This window comes from Spiroplasma endosymbiont of Anurida maritima, from assembly GCF_042465095.1.
Taxonomy (GTDB): domain Bacteria; phylum Bacillota_I; class Bacilli_A; order Mycoplasmatales; family Mycoplasmataceae.
In genome coordinates this window covers 222812-243798 of the sequence record NZ_CP102059.1, presented here as the reverse complement: position 1 = coordinate 243798, position 20987 = coordinate 222812, and the positions used below count along the sequence as shown (strand labels likewise).

Sequence of the window (20987 nt, the reverse complement as noted above, 5' to 3'; positions counted from 1 at the left end):
TTTATTTTGGGAAAAGAATTAGTATTAAAAGTACCTTCGGAATATCATAAAAATATTGCAAAAAATGAAAAATTGGTTGCCAATGCAGATTTAATTATTGAAATTGTTGATGCCAGAATCATGTTTTCATCTAGCAATCTTTTTTCATATAAAGGTAAACAAGCATTTAATCGTATAATCTTAATTGTTAACTGAGAATTAGCTGATGATAAAGTAACATCAGATTGAATAAGTTTTTTTGAAACACAAAATATTTTCATTAAAAAATATATTAATGAAGAAAAAACTTTATTTGAAATTAGAGATAAAATAAAGGTTTTAATGGAGTCTAACGATAGTAATAAATCTGTATTATTCGTTGGTTTATCTACAATAGATTTAGAAAATTACGCTAAAGAAATTTGTAATTGTCCTGTTAATACAGATGAAACTGAAACAAACATTCCAGATTTTAGTGGTTTTAAAAATTATTCTGTAGACTTTACTGTAAAGGCTATTAATAAAAACTTTTTAATAAAGAAAGTATATTTAAATTCAATTATTTTAGGTGGAGTAGAAACAAAAAATAATATTAGTGAATTACTAGCTTTTTATCTTTTTAAACAATTGGCAAGAAAATATCGCAGTAAATTAAATTCTCATTATGGATTACATTTACAAAAAACACCTTCAACTGATGATGTTTTAAAAAATTTTATTACAATTTTAAATTTAAAAGGACTTTTATCACCAGAAGAAGCGCCAGATATTGAAAAAGTAGCAAAAATTATTTTAAAAGATATTCAAGAAACTAACATACCTAATGTTTCATTAGAATGAGTAACTGATTTTCAAGAAAGTGATTATGAATAATCCAATAAATTGATTTCCGGGTCACATGGCATCTGCCATTAAAAGAATCGTTGATCGGGTAAAATTATGTGATTTAATTATTGAAATAATTGATGCTAGAATTCCTATTTCATCACAAAATCCAGTAATTAAAAATATTGGTGTTAGTAAACCAAAATTATACATTTTAAAAAAAGCTGATTTATCAGATATGAGAATTACAAAAATGTGAATCGAACATTTTAAAGCTAACAATATAAACTTTTTAGAAGTTAGCAATAAAAATCATAATGTAAAACAAGTTTTAGTAAATAAAATAAATGAAATTTTAGAAGAAACATTAGCTAAGAAAAGAAGCAAAGGATTAGTAAACCCAAAAATAACAGTTTATGTTTTAGGGATACCTAATGTTGGTAAATCTACTTTTATTAACATGGTTCGAGAAAAGACAGTAGCAAAAGCTGGTAATAAACCAGGATTAACAAAAGGTGAACAAGTTATTAAAATAAACAAATCTGTTGATTTAATTGATACACCTGGTTTACTATGACCAAAAATTGATGAATTTAATAAAGCTTTAAAACTTTCATATATTTATTCGATAAAATCAGATGTTTTAAACAAAGAAACAATTTGTCAGAATTTTTTAAAGTTTATGTTTACAAATTATATAGATAAGTTTCTTGCGATGTATTCAGGATTAAAAAAAACTGATTTAGATATGTCATCATTAGATGATGAAGTAATTTTTTTCAACAACTTAGATGTTTTAGAAAAAATTAGATTTAGCAAGAAATTAAATGATAATTACGAAGCAATTATTAATGATATTTTACAAAAATTATGAAACAATAAGTTTTTAAATATTTCATNNACGAAAAACCAGCGGATTATGAATAAAAAAGAAAGTTTATTATTAGAACAGCATAAAAAAGAAGTTAACAACAATTTCTTATTAATGGGAATTGATGAAGCTGGAAGAGGGGCCTTGGCTGGACCCCTTGTTGTTGCTGGAGTTATTTTACCAATTAATTATTTTAATGAAAAAATAAATGATAGTAAAAAACTTTCTGAAAAAATTCGCGAAAATTTATTTTCTGAAATTATTAATAAAGCAATTAGTTATAAAATTGAAGTTATTAGTAATTTAGATATTGAAAACTTAAATCCATTACAAGCTACAATCAAAGGTGCAAAAAATATTTTAAAAGAAGTTAAATATGATTTCACTATTATTGATAGTTTAAAAATAAATGAAAAAAATTGTGTTTTTTTAAATAAAGCTGATGAAAACTTTCAATCAGTTGGGGCAGCCTCTATTTTGGCAAAAGTAACAAGGGATAGAATTATGGTTGATTATCATAAAAAATGACCAAGTTATGATTTTGATAAAAACAAAGGATATGGTACAAAAAAACATATAGATACCATTTATAAATCAGGGTTTATTGATATTCACAGAAAAACATATGAACCAATTAAATCAATTATAAAAAAAGGAGCTAAAATGAATAATAACTATTTAGAACTAAGATATTCAAAAGAACAAATTGAAAACAAAGTTGCAGCATACGCTAAATATATTAACGATCGTTTTAAAGGAGAAGTCCTTTATTGCTTAGGAGTTATGAATGGTTGCTTATTTTTTATGAGTGATTTATTAAAGAAAATTGATGTTGAAGTTAGAATAGACTCAATAAGTGTTGCTAGTTACAACAAGGGTAAATCTGAAGCAATTAAACTTTATAAAAACATTGCAAAAGATATTACAAATCAACATGTTTTATTAATTGATGATGTAATTGATACTGGGAAAACTATGGCTTATACAATTGATCTATTAAAAAAACTATCACCAAAAACAATTTCTGTTGTAGCTGTTGTTGATAAAAAAGCGGCACATGAAGAATTAGGTTTTGAATATCACGCTTTGTTTGAATCAGCAAATGATTTTTTAGTGGGATATGGAATGGATTATGATGATAAATATCGTCAATTAGATCAGATTTACGTTTACAAAGGACCAATGGATTAATTGGAGTTATAGAGAAGAATGATTTTTTTAAAAAAGTTAGAAGCTGTAGGATTTAAATCCTTTGCAGAACCAACAACGTTAACTTTCACAAGTGAAATGACAGGAATTGTCGGACCTAACGGAAGTGGTAAATCAAATATTAATGATGCTATTAAATGATGTTTAGGTGAACAATCATTAAAATCTTTACGCGGTAAAAATAGTGAAGATATTATTTTTAATGGTTCGGAAGTTAAAGAAAAATTAAATATGGCGGAAGTTACTCTTGTTTTTAATAATGAAAACAAGATTTTTGACATTGACTTTGATGAAGTAGAAATAAAAAGACGTGTCTTTCGTGGAGATGGAGAAAATGAATACTTTATTAATGGAGAAAAAGTTCGTCATAAAGATATTCAAAATTTAGCTTTTGATAGCGGACTTACTAGATCATCTTTAGCAATAATTTCGCAAGGAAATGTTAATGAATTTGCAGAAGCAAAACCAATAGATCGTCGTGCATGGTTTGATGAAGCTGCTGGTGTTTTAAAATATCAAAAAAATAAACAAAGTGTTTTAAGAAAAGTCGAAAATACTAAGTTAAATTTAACAAGAATTAAAGATATTTTAAATGAAGCTGAAAGACAGCTGCCTTATTTAAAGAAACAAAAAGATAAAGCGGAAAAATATTTAACTAAAAAAACTCAATTAGAAAAAATTGAGTTATCAATTTTAATTAAAGATATTAAAACTTATAAAGAAAAACAAAGTTTAATTGAAAATAAACTAGAAAATGAAAGAATTGATGTTTTAAATCTTTCATCAACTCTTAACGAAAAAAACATTATTTTTAATAAAAATAATAAAGACATTAGCANNTTATTGATAATAAATTAAACGAATTAAATCATGATTTTAAAGCAAACATTGAAAGTTTATCTAGTTTGAAAATAGCGCAAATTGAAAATAACACTATTTTAAATCAAAAAATAAATCAAAATGACATTGAAGCAATAAAAGAAAAATACAATAAATTTTTATTACAACAAAAAAGTGTCAGAAAAGAACAAGCTGATTTAAATGAAAAAATTCATAGTAATAAAGCTAACAAACAAACTTTAGAAGAAGAGTTATTACAAATTANCTAATAAAATAAATTTACTTACTAATAATGTTAAAAATTTAAAAGATGAAACAGAGAAAAAAAGAAATGATTTCAAAAACAATCAACAATTTTTCTTTGGGGTTCAAAAAATATTGGAAAACAAAAGTTTGCCAGGAATTGTTAATGTTGTTGGTAATTTAATCAAGTTTAACGAGGAGTATAATGTTCCATTATCATTAGCTTTAGAAAGTCGTGTGCAAAATATTGTTGTTAAAAAAATTGATGATGCAAAAACAGCAATCGACTTTTTAAAAGCTAATAATGCAGGACACGCAACATTTTTACCATTGAACACAATTAAACCAAGAGTTATAAATGAAAACGATATTTTCTTAGCGCAAAAAACTAATGGATTTATAAGTGTTGCTAATAAATTAGTTAAAACAAAAAGTGAATATAAAGTTGTTGTAGATTTCTTATTATCAAACTATTTTATTTGTGATAACTTTGAAAATGCCAAAGAGTTAGCGCAAAGATTAAATTACAAATACACTATAATAACATTAAATGGTGAAACAATTTTGCCAAGAGGTGCTGTTGCCGGTGGTAAAAAAATAGTTAAAAATATTATTTCTTCAAATAATCATGAAGAACAAATTGAAAAGATTAAAGAACAAATTGAATTATTACAAAATGATTTAAATAATTTATTTGCTGAAAAACAACAAGTAGTATCAAAATTAGATTTTACAAATATCTCAATTACTAATTTATTTACAGAATCTGGGGCTTTAAAAAATAATTTATTAACTATTGAAAAAGAAATTAATTATTTACAAAATACTTATAGAAAATTTACCAATAAAGATATTAATGACGACAAGGCTGATGAAAATAACTTTGAACAAGAAATTTTGGAAAAAGAAACATTAAAAAACAGCATTGAAATTGATATTCAAAATCAACAAGCATACCGTAAACAAATTATTGAAAAAAACACTTTAGTAAATGAAGAAATAGAAAAGTTAAAAACTACTTTAGATAATATTAGAAGCAAAAACATGGATAACGAAAAAGAACTAGTTTATGTGAATGCTAAAATTTTAGAAAGTTTAAATAAATTATCACAAGATTATAATATGACATTAGAAACAGCTGAAAACATGGAGCTACAATCATTTGATAATGAAGAAAATGTTCGAGAAGAAATTAATATATTAAGAAGTGATTTANAAAAAATTGGTTCAATTTCAACTGATGCTATTGAAAACTATCAACAAGAATTTGAAAGATATGACTTTACGAAAAAAGAACATGATCAAATATCGTCTTCTTTAAATCAATTATTGAAAACCATTAAAGAATTAGACGAAAAAATTATTACAGTTTTTGATAAAACTGTAAAACAAATTAATAAAGTTTTGCCAGAAACATTTAATATTTTATTTGGTGGGGGAAGTGCTAAAATATTTTATACTGATCCTGAAAACTTACTAGAAACAGGAATAGACATATCAATTTCACCAGTTGGTAAAAAGGTTTTAAACTTAAACCTATTATCTGGGGGAGAAAAATCACTTGTTGCTTTATCAGTTTTATTTGCTATTTTAAAAATAAAAGCTTTACCATTAGTAATTTTAGATGAAGCAGAAGCTCCGTTAGATCCATCTAATGTAGAAAAGTTTGCAAAATATATTAAAACATTTACTGACAAAACTCAATTTATGGTCGTAACTCACCGTTCTGGAACTATGGAACATTGTGACATTTTATATGGAGCAACCATGGAAGAAAAGGGTATTACTAAAATGGTAAGTGTGAAAATAAAAGATAAAAATTAAATAATTTCCAAAAAACTTACATCAAATGTAAGTTTTTTTCAAAAGTAAAATGATTTTTATAAAAGTAATTCAAAAGTAAATTAATAGATTAAAAAGTACAAGAACTTTGTTTGTTGTTAAAATAAAAACGAATTTAATAAACAAAACAAGGAGAAAAAAATGAGCAAAAAGAACAAAGATACTAATGTCGATGATAAAAAATTAAATTCACAAGACGATATTAGTGACGAGACTTATTTAAACGGTGGTAAGCAAACTTTTGTTTCAAAATTTTGATTATTTGTAGCTAGTAAACGAATTATGATTACATTATCAATGTTTGTTATATTAGTTGCTTCAATAATTATTTGAACAGTTTCAACATCAAGTAACGTTATTATTGCTGGGGGAAGTACATCAGTTGCTCCAGCCATGAATGAAGTTACAGCACAGTATAAAAAAGACAAAGGCGTAGACGTTTTATACAATTCTTTAGGATCATCTGCAGCGTTTGTAGGTGTAAGAAATAACAGTTACGCTTTTGGTTATTTGTCAAAAGATGTACATTCAACACCAAAAGAAAATGACAATGGAACAAGTGCTTCAGCATTATGAAATAATGAACAAATACTTAGATATGTATTTGCAAGAGACTTCATAGTATTGGCAGCAAACATTCCATCTGGTTGTAAATTAAAACCAGCTCAAAATTATCTAGAGTTTGGATTAATGGGTAAATCAGGAAGTAAAGACGGAAGTGAATTACTACAAAAAATTTACGCCGGAGAAGTTAATTGAGCTGAAGCTTTCCCAGAACAATTAGATTGTGATGATGAAGCGGAAACAGATTTTCACACATTAACAAGAGAATCTGGAAGTGGAACAAGAAGCTTTTTTGAAAGTAATGTTCTTGGAACTAAAGACTATAGTACAGATGAAGTAACAACTTCTAATGGTGGTATGACAGGTAAAATTACTGATACCGAAGGATCTATTGGTTATGTTTCTTTCCCATTCTTAAAAGATATAGTTGCTAAACTTGGAGAAACAGCAATTATTGCTGTTGGTAAAACTGAAGAAACAAAATCAGAATTACCATATATAAACATTGGAGATGAAACAAACCCATTATATGAATTTAACCCTTCATATACATTAACAAGACCTTTTACAGGAGTTATTAACACAAATTATAAAGCAGCATTTAGAACAATTCTTGAATTTGTTGGTTGAATGATCGACCCAGAACCATATAGTTCATATATGGCAGACCCAGAAGCAAATCCATTAACTGAAAATGATGCAGCTTATTGATATGCAAAACTTGGATTACAACCATTAACATTTGATGATCCATACTTTAGTAAATATAATAACAACACAGAATTCGCTAAAAGTGGAATACAAACTGATAATGAACCAGTAGCTTGAAATATGGATCAAAATTATCGTGGATTATGAGACTTTATAGTTGAAGAAACAGGATTATATGCTGACGTTGATTATAGCGCTTATGCGTATAAAGGATAAGAAAGGAATATAGATAAATGAAAAATTATTTTCAAAACAAATTAGATGTCTTTAAAAGTAACTTTCAATCTAAAAAAAATGGTGTAGATTTTGCATCAAAAATATTTATTTATATTTTTGCAGTCCTAACTATACTAATACTATTTACATTGATCGGATTTATTATTTATAAATCAGTCTTCTTTTTAGACACAGTTGACGGTGGATTTTGAGGTTTCATTTCAGGAAACACTTGAAATACCAACAACGACCAATACGGAATATGAGGGATTATAATTTCAACCTTCTTCTTGCTACTAATTGCTTTAATATTTGCAGTTCCGTTAACAATCTTTTCATCACTATTTATATGTGAGTATTTATCAAATACATGAAAAAGACGTATTACAAGAATTATTAACATCTTAGCAGGAATACCATCAGTGGTATTTGGGCTATTTGCATTAACAACTATTGGACCTATATTTAAACTTATGGGAGCTCCATCTAGTGCTAACTTGATAACAGCCGCTGTTACATTAGCATTTATGGGTTTACCAATAATGATTTCATTATCAATTAATGCAATAGAAAAAGTACCGGCTTCATATCGTTTAGGATCTTTAGCTTTAGGTTTAAGTAGAACACATACAACATTCAGAATCGTATTAAAATCTGCAGGAATTAAGATTGTTGCAGCAATTATGATGGGTGTAGCAAGAATTATTGGAGAAACAATGGCAGTTATGATGATTGCTGGTAACGCTCCCGATGGTTTAGCTTTAGATGGGGGATTATTAGATTTCTTATTCTCATCTATTGCAACACTTTCATCAATTATTGGTATTGAAATGTTAGAAAATTCAGGACCATTACATGAATCTTCATTATATGCAATTGGATTAATATTATTTATCTTAGTATGTTTTATTAACATTATTGTTCTTGGAGTTCAATCATACAGTAAATCAAGAATTAATGGTAAACGTCGTACTAAGCGTACAAAAGAATTAGCAGAGCCTTCAAGCCAACAAATAAAACAAACAAAATATCGCATGATTAGCAAAATAGAAAAAAATCGTAACCTTAAAAAAGTTTACGATGGAATTGGAATGGGATTCTTAATTTCATCAGCTGTGATAGTTGTTGGATTTACACTTTGAATCTTATTAACAATTTTAGTTCAAGGTTTATTTGGAATGAATTGACCTGATTTAGTATCAACTCAAACAACAGGAGGACAAGCTGGGATTTTATCATCATTATTAGTAACACTTTTATTAGTGTTATGTGCATTAATCTTTGCAATTCCACTTAGTTTATTTGTAGCAATATTCTTAAATGAATATGCTAGCCCTAACAACTTCTTTACAAAATTCTTAAGATTCTCAATTGATGTCTTAGCTTCAACACCAAGTATTATTTTTGGTACATTTGGATTAGCATTCTTTATTGGAGTAATGAACATTCCATTATCAGTGTGAGCAGCTGGATTAACATTAACAATAGTTGTTATGCCAGTTATGATTAGATCAATTGAAAACTCATTATCATTTGTTGATATGAGATTAAGAAAAGCTTCACTAGCATTGGGAGCAAACAAAACTTCAACAATTTTAAAAGTTGTTATTCCTAATGCAATGCCAGGGATTATTACAGGAATTATCTTAGCTGTTGGTAGAATTATTGGAGAATCAGCTCCAGTTTACTTAACACTAGGAACAGCTGTTAGATTACCAATGTTTGGATTCTCATCACCTGGTGCAAGTATGTCAACAGAAATTCTAATGTTATTTAAAGAAGGAGTTGGAGATGACTCTGTTAGAATAATGTATGAATTAGCATTCGTAATTATGGTATTAATCTTATTATCAAACTTATCATCAGAATACTTAGGAAAAAAATTCTCTCCAGAGTATATGCATGTACCATTTAAAACAAAATGAAAACAAAGAATTGATGCTATAAAATACAACCCAGCATTACAAGACTTTTTATCAAACTTTAAAAAAGCAAAAAATGAAAAGGTAAACGATTAAGGTAGGACAAAATGAGTAAAGAAACAAATAAAACAGATAAAAATACAATCATAGAAGTTAAAGATGTTAACTTCTATTATGATAGAACAAACCAAGCATTAAATGATATTTCATTAGATATTAAAGAAAAATCAGTTACTGCTTTCATCGGTCCTTCTGGTTGTGGTAAAACTACATTTCTTGGTCTTATTAATCGTCTTAACGATACAATTCCAAGAACAAAATTCGAAGGAACAATCAACTTTTTAGATAAAAATATTTATGATAAAAAATATGACGTAGTAAAACTAAGAACGGATATTGGGATGTTATTTCAAAAACCATCACCATTTCCAATGTCAATTTATGACAATGTAGTTTATGGACCTAAAAATCAAGGTGTTCGTAAACAAGCAGAACTTGATGCGATTGTTGTTGACTCATTAAAAAGAGCAGCTTTATGAGAAGAAGTTAAGCACAAATTAAGAGAACCAGCACTATCATTGTCTGGTGGACAACAACAAAGACTTTGTATTGCTAGAGCAATTGCGATGCGTCCAAAAATATTATTAATGGATGAGCCAACAAGTGCTTTAGACCCTATATCAACTAAAAAAATTGAAGAATTAATTCGTGATCTAAAAAAAGATTTTACAATTATTATTGTTACTCACTCAATGCAGCAAGCTGCAAGAGTGGCGGATTATACAGCGTTTTTCTTAGATGGAAATCTAGTTGAATTCGATCGTACAAAAACTTTATTCTCATCACCAAGTGATAAGAGAACTGAAAGTTATATTACTGGACGTTTAGATTAATCTAATAAAATAAAAGGAGAACAAAATTATGCCGGATAAGGGATTAGACAAAGACATTTCGCAAACGAATGCTAAAGTTGCTGAAATGTTACATATGACAATAAGTCAATATCATAACATGAGAAAATATTTAACAGATCATGACGATAAAATATTTAATAATGTTACATCAACTGAAGAATCAATAAATGATTTACAAAATACAATGATGAAAACATCAGTATGAAAAATTGCAAAGCGCCAAATGGTAGCTGGTGATTTACGTAAAATGATTGGTTATGTAATTATTTCTCGTGATATCGAAAGAATTGCAGATTATGCATTCAATATCTGTAACTTTATTAACAAATATAATCCAGATAACAATTTAGTAGGTCATTTAATTCACCTAGTAAACAAAATTGTTGATATGTTAGAAAAATTAGATGGTATTTTAAACGGAACGCTAAAAATGGCTGAAGTTTATAATATGCCAGAAGATGATTTAGAAATTGATAAAATTTACAAAACTGAATTTAAAAGTTTAATTAAAGAAATAAAAGACGCTAAATCAGAAGTTGAAATCAAAAGTACAGCTTTAACAATTATGCAATTAAAATATATTGAAAGAGCAGGAGATCACATCCTAAATATTGTCGAAACTTTAATTTACATTAAAGAGGGCAAGGTGTATGATTTAAGTAAATTAGATAAATTTACTAACTATAATCAAAACCAGGGGGAGTAATGACTTTTGAACAAAATATAAAATTATGAAACGATACTAAAAATTTAGATGAAAATTTAAAAACTGAAATGAAGAAAATGTCTCAAGCTGAACTGCAAGAGGCTTTTTCTGTTAATTTAGAGTTTGGGACAGCTGGGATTCGTGGAATCATTGGAGCTGGAACGGGACGTATGAATAAGTACACAATTAGACGTGCAACATTAGCATTAATTAAGCATTTACAAGAAACTTATTCAAAAAGTGATTTATTAGAAAAAGGTGTTTTAATTGGACATGATAGTCGCCACTTTTCACGTGAGTTTGCAATTGAGGTTGCAAGTTTTCTAAGTGCAGCTAACATTAAAGCTATTTTATTTTATAACAATGATTTGCGTCCAACACCACTTGTATCATTTGGGGTTAAATACCTTAACGCAATAGCGGGAGCCGTTATTACAGCAAGTCATAACTCTCGTGAGTATAACGGATTTAAAGTATATGACGAAAACGGTTGTCAATATTTACCAATTGTTACAGATAAAATTGGGGAATACTTTCAAAAAATTACAACAGAAGTTTTTGAAAATCCTTTAGTTAACAAAGAGTTAATTGTTTACGCTAATAAAAATGTAGATGATGCTTATATTGAAGAAATTAAAAACTTACAGTTTTTTCCAAAAGCTGAAAAAAGATTAAAAGTAGTATTTTCAAATCTACATGGAACATGTAGTAATTGAACTGATCGTATTTTAAAAGAATGTGGCTATGATGTAATTGTTGTAGAAGAGCAATATGAAAATGACCCTGATTTTACACATGCAAAAAATCCAAATCCAGAATTACCTGAAACATTTGATTTAGCAATTAAATACGCTAAAAAATACAATGCAGATTTAATTATTTTAAACGACCCAGACGGGGATCGTGTTGGGATTGCTGTGCCACAAAAAAATGGTGAATTTTATTTACTAAACGGAAATGAAACAGCACCAATATTATTAGAATATTTATTATCAAACTATAAGAAAAATAAAACATTACCAAAAAATGGAATTATGTACAACACTTTTGTTACAGGAAATTTATCAGACAAAGTTGCTGAAAGTTATGGCTTAAAAGTTGTAAAAACATTAACAGGATTTAAATGAATTGGTGGAGAAATGGCCAAAGAACATTTAAAAAATGAAAAATTTGTTTTTGGGTTTGAAGAAGCTTATGGTTATGTAATTAAAGATATTACAAGAGATAAAGATGGAATTCAATCAGCAATGGTTTTAGCTGAAGCTGCTAATTATTATTTACAACAAGAAAAAACATTGTTAGATGTTTTAGAAGACTTATATAAAAAACATGGACACTTCTATTTTTATACAGTTAATATTGTAAAAAAAGGTTTAGAAGGTCAAAAAGCTATTAAAAAAATGTTAAAAAACTTACGTGATAAAGAAATTACTAGTTTAAATAATATAGCTTGTACAAAAAAGGAAGACTACATTAATGGTTTATACAATATGCCAGGACAAGACTTACTAAAATTTTACTTTGAAGATGGTAGTTGATTTGCTGTAAGAGCAAGTGGAACAGAACCAAAAATTAAGTTTTACTTTGTATGTGTTGATAACAGTGTAGAAAATGCCAAAATAAAACAAAATGCAATGTTTAGCGATTTAGAAANNAAAAACTATTTATAGAAAGCAAAAATAATGGAAAAAACAATAAAGAAAATTATATTTAATATAGCAGGTATTCAATTCGGTGTAGTTAGCACCGTTTTTTTCAAAACTAATCAAACCATCACAGCTGGTGATCGCTTAATAACTGTTATAAGCAATGAAAGACATTTTGAACTAACTTCACCATTTTCAGGGGTTATTATTTCTCATAATTTATCATCAGATTCATTAATTTATAAAGGTGATATGATAGCAATGCTTGAAATTGTTGCAAAAAAAAGAACCTACAATAAACCAAAATGAGTATGATAATATTTCATTTAATAATAATGAAAACAATAATGAAAACGAAGCATCAAAAACAAATATTTTTTCACACGAAACAGAAACACATTTATATCGTGAAGATATTTTAGATAAACTTTTAAACAGTAATGAGGAAAACTTTTATGATTTATTAGAAGAATATGAACCAACTATGGATTTTGAACCTAATAAATCAACAAATGTATTCGATGAAGAAGAGAAAACAAATTTTAATGATTTAGAAATGGAAATAACAAAAGAAGAAGTTGTGGAAAAAAGTTTAACACCGCAAAATGAGTTAAATAAATCCAAAAAACAAAACAATAATTCTGATTATAATATTCAAGAAAATACATCTTCACATTTATTAAATGAAATAGATGACAAAGATTTTTTTGAAAAAGAAAAAGCTTTTCTAAAATCTCAAAATGAAAAAACATCAAAAGAAACCAAAGAGAAATTTGTTGTTAAAAAACTTTCTAATAAAGAGTTAAAAAACATTAATTTTGTACAAGACAACCAAAATGATGAAATAACAAAAGAAGAAATTAAAGATATTTATAAAACAATTCATAATGATTTAAATTTTCAATCAAACCAAAGAGCCATCGTTAAAGAAAGACCAGTATTTTCAAATGAAGAAACAATTGTTTTAGATCATAATATTGATAAAACAATTGATTTTGATGCTTTAACATTACATGAAACTATCAACTTTGAAGATAATATTTTTACAAAGAAAGCTAAAAAGGCTACTAAGTTTAAAACAATTTCAAAAGATGCGATAAGTAGTTTAACAAAAGAAATTAACATAGATTATCTAACAACTTTAATTAATGGTCTTAGACAAAAGAATCAAAATTATGAAGGGTTAACTTTGTTACCGTTTTATTTAAAATCTATTGCTAAAGCTTTAATTGAAGAAGATATAGAACAAAAAGATCTAAATATTTTTATGAAATCTTTAAAGTTTGATGCACCACAAAAAACATTTTTTGCTAAGAATTCTGAAGATATTATAAGTAAAAATATTTTAAAGATTCATAAAGATTTTTTAACAAATAATTTAGAAGATGATTATAATTCTCATCAACCATTTATTTCAATTATAAATTTAGGTGATTTAAACGCTATTGATATAGATTTAAGTTTAGAAAAAAATGAAAACCTTATTATTGTATTTAGTAAGATAAATAATAAAATTATTTTTGATAAAAACAACAAACCAATTGTTGCTGACTTCATTACTGTAAAAGTTATCTTTAACAATAATGAAGTAACTTTTAATACTGTAAATAACTTTATGGAAAATATTCAAAAGTTTTTATTAAAATTTACACACATAAAATAAAGGAACAAGATGGAAAAAATAAATAACTTAAAACCGAATAACGTTTATAACCTTAACTTTTTAGTAGAAAGAGTTCATGAAGCAATTTCTGCCAATGGTAAAACATACTTAGTGTTAACTGCAAAAGATAACACAGGAACTATTGATTGTCGTATTTGAGAAGTTAATGAAAAAATTCAAAGTTTAGTAAAAAAGGGTGCAATTTTAAATGGAGATTTTAACGTAATTTCATATCGTAATGCGTTACAAGCAAAAGTTGTCAAAATTAAAGAAGTAGATGATAAATCTGTTAAATTGGATGACTTTGTAATGCTAGCTCCAATTAATGTTGATGAATATATGAAAATTATTTATGACACAATTAATGACTTTGAAGATGCTGATTATAAAAAGCTAATGCTAAAAGTGTTAAAGAAACATGAAAAACATTTTTCAAAATGACCAGCAGCTTTAAAAGTGCATCATGCTTTAAAACATGGTTTATTAATGCATACAACAGATATGTTAAATAATGCTAAATTTATTGCAAATTATTATAAAAACATTGATATCAATAAAGATCTTTTATTTGCTGGAGTTATATTGCATGATTTTGGAAAAATATTAGAAATAGATGAAAATAGTGTTGATTTTACTATTGGTGGTAAACTTATAGCTCATATTTCTTTAATGGTAAGTGAATTGCAAACTTTTAGTGAGTATCAAAAAATGGATATCACTAAACAGAATTTATTATCACATATGATAATCGCAAGTCATGGAAAAAAAGAATTTGGCTCACCGGTTGAACCAGCTATTATAGAAGCGGAATTATTATCAATTATTGATAACTTAGATGCTAAACTATTTATCATAAATCAAGAATTAAAAAATGTAGAAGTTAACAATCAAACAAAGCCGATTAAATATTTAGAAAATCGCTTTTTCTATAAACATTATAAAAAATAACGACTCTATTAAAAAGATAATTTTTAATCTTTTAATAATGAGTTATAATAAGAATGGTGTATAGATTTGAAATCTATATTAATTCAAAAAGGAAGGTAAATTATGAAAGTAATTGTTGTTGGAACAAACCATGCAGGTACAACTGCTGTTAGAACAATAAGAAGACAAGATCCAAACGCAGAGATTGTTACTTATGATAAAAATGATAACATTTCGTTTTTAGGATGTGGGATTGCGTTATGAGTAGCTGATGAAATTGATAATGCAGATGGGCTATTTTATGCAAATCCAGATGTTTTAAAAAAGGAAAATATTAAAGTTAATATGGAGCATGAAGTTACAAACATTGATCCAATTAAAAAAGAAATTAAAGTTAAAAATTTAAAAACAAATAAAGAATTAACAGATACATATGACAAGTTGATTTTAGCTGTTGGTTCATGACCAATTGTGCCTCCAAGTATTGAGGGATTAACTGGTGAAGGTAAATTAGCTAATATTGAATTAGTTAAATTATATCAACATGGAGCAATCGTTAAAAAAGCAAACAATGATAAAAAAATTAAAAAAGTTGTTGTTTGTGGAGCGGGTTACATTGGAATTGAATTAGTGGATGCTTTTGCTAAATCAGGTAAAGATGTTACTTTAATTGATATTGTTGATCGTATAATGCCACGTTATTACGACAAACCTTTTACAGATTTAGTTGAAAAAGGGATGGCTGATAAAGGTGTTAAATTTGCTGGTGGAAGCACAGTTAAAAAATTCAAAGGTAAAAATGGTAAAGTAACACACGTTATTACTGATAACGGTGAATTCGAAGCAGACTTAGTAATATGAGCTGTAGGATTTAGACCAGCTACAGCTTGATTAAAAGGTGTTGTAGATCAAAGTCCAATTGGAGCAATCGTAGTAAACGAATATATGCAAACATCTAACAAAGATATTTATGCTGTTGGAGATTGTATAGAAGTATTTGATAACGCTAAAAAAGATAGCGCATATCTTGCGTTAGCAACAACTGCTGTAAGAAGTGGAATTATTGCTGCAACTAATGTTGTAAAAGAAAATTCATTAAAATCACTTGGATTCCAAGGTTCAAATGCTATTAACGTATTTGATTGATGTTTAGCATCAACAGGTATGACAGAGTCTGTTTGTATCGAGCGTAAAGTTGATTATGAATTAACAACATTTAGTGATGCTGATAAACCAGAGTTTATGCATGATAACAATCCAGTAACTTTAAGAATTGTTTGAAACAAAAAAGATCGTAAAATTATTGGAGCTCAAGTAGCATCACAAACTAACCATACAGAAGTTATGTATATGTTTTCGTTAGCAATTTTAAAAGGTTTAACAATTGATGAATTACCATTGTTAGATATCTTTTTCTTGCCACACTTTAATAAACCTTATAACTTTATTACAATGGCAGGGTTAGAAGTATTAGGATTAAATTACTTTAAAAAATAATGATATTTTTTAAAAATGATAATTTAGACCCTTATTTTAATTTAGCTTTAGAGGAAGTTTTACTAAAAAGCAATATCAAAGAAAACATTTTACTTCTATGACAAAATCACAACTCAATCATTGTTGGTAGAAATCAAAATAGTCTTGAAGAGATTAATGTTAATCACACTGATAAAGATAAAGTAAGAGTTGTAAGAAGAATGTCTGGTGGTGGAGCAGTTTTTCACGATTTAGGTAATTTAAATTTTTCATTTATTCTAAATCGTAATGATGATAATGCTAAAAGTTATAGCGTAATTTTGCAACCAATTATTGATGCTTTGCAAAATATGGGCTTAAATGCAGTATTTTCTGGAAAAAACGATATTACAATAGATGATAAAAAAATATCTGGTAATGCTCAATATGCTTACAAGGATCGATTATTACATCACGGAACAATATTGTTTAATGTTGATTTAACAAAATTAGGAAATTATTTAAATGTAAGTAAACAAAAAATAATTTCAAAAGGAATTAAATCAAATCAATCAAGAGTTATAAATGTCAAAGAGTTATTAAACAATGACATGACGTTAGAAGATTTTAAATTAAAAATCATTGAAAGTTATGTTAATAAAAATAATGCAAAAGTAGAAAAAATAAGTGAAAACTATATCAATCAAGCAAAACAACTAGCAAAAGAAAAATATAACACATTTGAGTGAAACTTTGGTAAATCACCAGAGTTTACAATTCAAAACAAAGTTTATTTCAATCAAAAAGGATTAATTGAATTTAAAGCATTTATTGAAAATGGTTTTATTAAAACAATTAATTTTTATGGCGATTTCTTAGGTTTTACAGGTACAAAATACTTGGAAGATGCGCTAGTTGGTGTAAAATTGAATTATAATAGCGTTAAAAAAGTTATCAATAATAGCAATTATCAAGACATTTTTGGAGAGAAATTCTTGGTAGACGAAATATTATCAGTTATTTTTGAATAAAATAATGAATGAGAGGGATATATGAATACAAAATATTTTGGAAAATTTGATTCTTTAAAAAATCAAAAAGTACAAATAATGGATGAAACTGGGAAAATCATTAATGAAAAATTAATGCCTAAAATTAACAAAGAAACAGTTATCAAAGCTTATAAAATTATGTCATTGTCAAGAGCGCAAGATCACTTTCAAGATAAAGTGCAAAAACAAGGGCGTTTATTGTCATATTTAACTTCAACAGGACAAGAAGCTTGTGAAGTTGCTTATGGATTACAAATTAAAAAAGGTAAAGATTGATTTTCTGGAGCATATCGTAACAATGCTGCTTGATTAGCAAGTGGTGTGCCAATGAGAAACATTATGCTTTACTGAATTGGAAATGAATTTGGAAGTCACATGCCAGAAGGTATTCAAACTTTACCAATTAATATTCCAATAGCAACTCAATATTCACACGCAACTGGAATTGCTTTTGCAGAAAAATATGCAGGTCGTGATGGTGTTTGTTTAACTACAACTGGAGATGGTGGATCATCTGAAGGTGAATTCTACGAAGCAATGAACTTTGCTCAATTACATGAAGTTCCAGCTGTATTTATGGTTGAAAATAACAAGTATGCAATTTCAACACCAAGATCAAAAGCTACAAAAGCTATTAACTTTGCTGTAAAAGGTATTTCAACAGGAACTAGAAACATCATTGTTGATGGAAATGACTTTTTTGCATCATGAGCTGTTGTTGAAGAAGCAATGGAATTAGCAAGAAAAGGTCACGGACCATCATTAATTGAATTTGACACTTACCGTTTAGGAGCTCACTCATCATCAGATGATCCTAAAGTTTACCGTGATGAAAAATATCACCAAGAACAAATCAAAAAAGATCCATTAATAAGAATGAAAAATTACTTAGTGGACAAAGGTTGATGAGATGCTAAAAAACAAAAAGCATTAGACGAAGAAAACAATAAAATTATTCGTGCAGAATTCAAATGAGTTGAAGAAAATGCAAATACAAAATTAGAAGATATATTTAAATATACATATGCTGAAATGACTGATGCATTAAATGAACAAATGCAAGAAGAAAAAGATTTTCAAAAATATTTATCAGAAAAAGGTGGTAACTAATCATGGCTAAAACACAAGATTTTAATAATATTCAAGCTTTAACTCACGCCTTAGAATTAGCAATGAAAAAACATGAAAATGTTGTTGTTTATGGAGAAGACGTTGGATTTGAAGGTGGTGTTTTTAGAGCCACTATCGGATTACAAAAAATGTTTGGTGAAAAAAGATGTTTTGATGCACCAATTGCTGAAGCTACACTTGTAGGGACAGCTGTTGGAATGGCATTAAATGGAATGACACCAATTGTTGAAATGCAGTTTGAAGGATTTTCATACCCAGCATTACAACAAATATTTACACACGTTTCTAGAATGAGAAATAGAAGTCGTGGACGTTTTACTTGTCCATTAATTATTCGTATGACAATGGGTGGAGGAATTAGAGCGTTAGAACATCACTCTGAAGCTTTAGAAGCAATGTTTTCACACGTTCCAGGACTTAAAGTTGTTATTCCTTCAACACCACATGATACAAAAGGTTTATTATTAGCAGCTGTTGAATCAGAAGATCCAGTAATCTTTTTAGAACCAACAAAAATTTATCGTGCCTTTAAACAACCGGTTGTTGAAGAATATTTCACAGAGGAAATTGGAAAAGCATTAGTTGTTAAAGAAGGAACACAATTATCAATCGTAACTTATGGAACACAAGTTTGAGAAACTCAAAAAGCTGTTGCAAATATGGAAGCAAGAGGAGAACTTGCTAAAGATGCGGTAGAAATTATTGATTTAAGAACTATTCAACCATGAGATCGTGAATGTGTTATTAACTCTGTTAAAAAAACAGGTAGATTAATGGTTATTCATGAAGCTGTTAAATCATTCTCAGTATCAGCTGAAATTATCACAACAGTTAACGAAAAATGTTTTGAATATATGCAAGCTCCACCAATGCGTGTAACTGGATATGATATTACAATACCATTTGAGCGTGGAGAACATTTCCATAATCCAAGTGTAGAAAAAATTGAATACAAAATAAAACAAATGATGAACTATGAAGTTTAGTTAAGGGGATTTTATGAAAGATTTTAAATTTGCGGATATTGGAGAAGGGTTAACTGAAGGAACTGTTGGTGAAGTTTTTGTTAAAGTTGGCGACAAAGTTGATGAATTTGACCCTTTATTTTCAGTAGAAACAGACAAAGTAACAGAAGAAATAACTTCAATTGATGCTGGGATTGTTGGTGAAGTGCTAATTAAACCCGGACAAGTAATTAAAGTTGGTGAAACTGTTGTTCGTATTAAAACTGGTGATAGTGCATCAAGTGCTCCTGCCAAAAAAGCTGTAGCTAAAAAAGAAGAAAAAGCTGAAGAAGGAAGTTCTGTAATTGGAGCTGTGCCTGTTTCTAATGACTTAATTGCTTCAAGAACAACTACTTCAACAAGTAACGTTCAAAATAATAAAGCTATTTTAGCAACACCTTTAGTTCGTAAAATGGCTAAAGACTTAAATATTAACTTAGCAAACATCCAAGGTACTGGTCCAAATGGCAGAATTAAGAAAAGCGATTTAAATAACGTAAAAAGTTCACAAGGTGGATTTACTAATTCTGTACAAATGCCTACAAACCTTAAAGCAACTGGACAAACAAAAGCTGAAAAAATGACACCAATTAGAAGAGCAATTTCTAAAAAAATGTCACAAGCAAAATCAATTATTCCAGAAGCAACATTAATGAAAGAAATTAATGTAACAAAATTAATGGAAATTCGTTCACAATTAAAAGCGCAAGCTGAAAGTATGGGAACTAAATTAACATTTATGCCTTTCTTTATAAAAGCAGCACAATTAGCATTACAAAAATTTCCTGTGTTAAACACATCATTAAATGATGCAACAGAAGAAATTTTATGAAAAGATTACTTTAACATTGGAATGGCAACTGATACTCCAAAAGGATTAATGGTGCCTGTTGTTAAAGGTGTAGATCAATTAAATATTATGCAATTGGCTAATAAAGTAAATGAATTAGCATTAAAAACAAGAGATGGTAAAGTAAAGGGTGATGAAATGAAGGATGGAACATTCACAATTTCTAACTTTGGTTCAGCTGGAATCGAATTTGCAACACCAGTTATTAACCATCCAGAAACAGCTATTTTAGGTGTAGGGTTAATTAAAAAACAACCAATCGTTAATAAAGATGGAGACATTGAAGTTGCGTCTATTTTAAGGGTTTCTTTAACAATAGATCATAGAGTTATTGATGGAGCTGATGGTGGTAGATTCTTAATGGAATTTACAAACTTATTAGAAAATCCAGCAATTCTACTTGTTTCTTAATAAATT

General features: G+C 27.7%; 17 protein-coding genes. All 17 read left to right on the top strand.

Annotation, left to right across the window (positions count from 1 at the left end):
- Window positions 1-6 precede the first annotated feature (6 nt).
- The 17 genes from NPX79_RS01240 (at window position 7) to NPX79_RS01160 (ending at window position 20981) form a co-directional block, all read left to right on the top strand.
- Window positions 7-852, top strand: coding sequence for a hypothetical protein (locus NPX79_RS01240; RefSeq protein WP_381415318.1), 846 nt, complete (start codon window positions 7-9; stop codon window positions 850-852).
- Window positions 845-2866 (top strand): ribosome biogenesis GTPase YlqF, encoded by a 2022-nt coding sequence (gene ylqF, locus NPX79_RS01235; RefSeq protein ID WP_381415317.1) that lies wholly within the window; start codon window positions 845-847, stop codon window positions 2864-2866. Before NPX79_RS01240 ends, ylqF begins: the two co-directional genes overlap by 8 nt.
- An 18-nt stretch (window positions 2867-2884) precedes the next feature.
- Window positions 2885-3742 (top strand): AAA family ATPase, encoded by an 858-nt coding sequence (locus tag NPX79_RS01230; protein ID WP_381415316.1) that lies wholly within the window; start codon window positions 2885-2887, stop codon window positions 3740-3742.
- Between the two features lie 360 nt (window positions 3743-4102).
- Window positions 4103-5791 (top strand): hypothetical protein, encoded by a 1689-nt coding sequence (locus NPX79_RS01225; RefSeq protein WP_381415315.1) that lies wholly within the window; start codon window positions 4103-4105, stop codon window positions 5789-5791.
- A gap of 159 nt (window positions 5792-5950) precedes the next feature.
- Window positions 5951-7300 (top strand): phosphate ABC transporter substrate-binding protein, encoded by a 1350-nt coding sequence (gene ptsS, locus NPX79_RS01220; RefSeq protein WP_381415314.1) that lies wholly within the window; start codon window positions 5951-5953, stop codon window positions 7298-7300.
- A gap of 17 nt (window positions 7301-7317) precedes the next feature.
- A complete protein-coding gene (gene pstA, locus NPX79_RS01215; protein WP_381415313.1) occupies window positions 7318-9318 on the top strand; it encodes a phosphate ABC transporter permease PstA in 2001 nt (666 codons plus the stop codon).
- 11 nt (window positions 9319-9329) lie between these two features.
- Window positions 9330-10115, top strand: a complete 786-nt coding sequence (pstB, locus tag NPX79_RS01210) for a phosphate ABC transporter ATP-binding protein PstB (RefSeq protein WP_381415312.1) — start codon at window positions 9330-9332, stop codon at window positions 10113-10115.
- 28 nt (window positions 10116-10143) lie between these two features.
- Window positions 10144-10842, top strand: a complete 699-nt coding sequence (gene phoU, locus NPX79_RS01205; RefSeq protein ID WP_381415311.1) for a phosphate signaling complex protein PhoU — start codon at window positions 10144-10146, stop codon at window positions 10840-10842.
- Complete coding sequence (locus tag NPX79_RS01200) at window positions 10842-12512, top strand: phospho-sugar mutase (protein ID WP_381415310.1); 1671 nt, start codon at window positions 10842-10844, stop codon at window positions 12510-12512. The genes phoU and NPX79_RS01200 overlap by 1 nt, the downstream gene beginning before the upstream one ends.
- A gap of 12 nt (window positions 12513-12524) precedes the next feature.
- Window positions 12525-12806 carry a biotin/lipoyl-containing protein gene (locus NPX79_RS01195; protein WP_381415309.1) on the top strand — a complete coding sequence of 94 codons (282 nt, stop codon included), beginning with the start codon at window positions 12525-12527 and terminating at the stop codon, window positions 12804-12806.
- On the top strand, window positions 12763-14151 hold the full coding sequence (locus tag NPX79_RS01190; protein WP_381415308.1) for a hypothetical protein: 1389 nt from the start codon (window positions 12763-12765) through the stop codon (window positions 14149-14151). The genes NPX79_RS01195 and NPX79_RS01190 overlap by 44 nt, the downstream gene beginning before the upstream one ends.
- 9 nt (window positions 14152-14160) lie before the next feature.
- A complete protein-coding gene (locus tag NPX79_RS01185) occupies window positions 14161-15099 on the top strand; it encodes a 3'-5' exoribonuclease YhaM family protein (protein ID WP_381415307.1) in 939 nt (312 codons plus the stop codon).
- A 102-nt stretch (window positions 15100-15201) separates the two neighbouring features.
- The gene (locus NPX79_RS01180) at window positions 15202-16575 is read left to right on the top strand and encodes an FAD-dependent oxidoreductase (RefSeq protein WP_381415306.1); all 1374 of its coding nucleotides are present in this window, start codon (window positions 15202-15204) and stop codon (window positions 16573-16575) included.
- On the top strand, window positions 16575-17564 hold the full coding sequence (locus NPX79_RS01175) for a lipoate--protein ligase (RefSeq protein ID WP_381415305.1): 990 nt from the start codon (window positions 16575-16577) through the stop codon (window positions 17562-17564). The genes NPX79_RS01180 and NPX79_RS01175 overlap by 1 nt, the downstream gene beginning before the upstream one ends.
- Window positions 17565-17585: 21 nt before the next feature.
- Window positions 17586-18695, top strand: a complete 1110-nt coding sequence (gene pdhA, locus NPX79_RS01170; protein ID WP_381415304.1) for a pyruvate dehydrogenase (acetyl-transferring) E1 component subunit alpha — start codon at window positions 17586-17588, stop codon at window positions 18693-18695.
- Between the two features lie 2 nt (window positions 18696-18697).
- The gene (locus NPX79_RS01165; RefSeq protein WP_381415303.1) at window positions 18698-19702 is read left to right on the top strand and encodes an alpha-ketoacid dehydrogenase subunit beta; all 1005 of its coding nucleotides are present in this window, start codon (window positions 18698-18700) and stop codon (window positions 19700-19702) included.
- Window positions 19703-19715: 13 nt separating this feature from the next.
- A complete protein-coding gene (locus NPX79_RS01160; protein WP_381415302.1) occupies window positions 19716-20981 on the top strand; it encodes a dihydrolipoamide acetyltransferase family protein in 1266 nt (421 codons plus the stop codon).
- Window positions 20982-20987 lie beyond the last annotated feature (6 nt).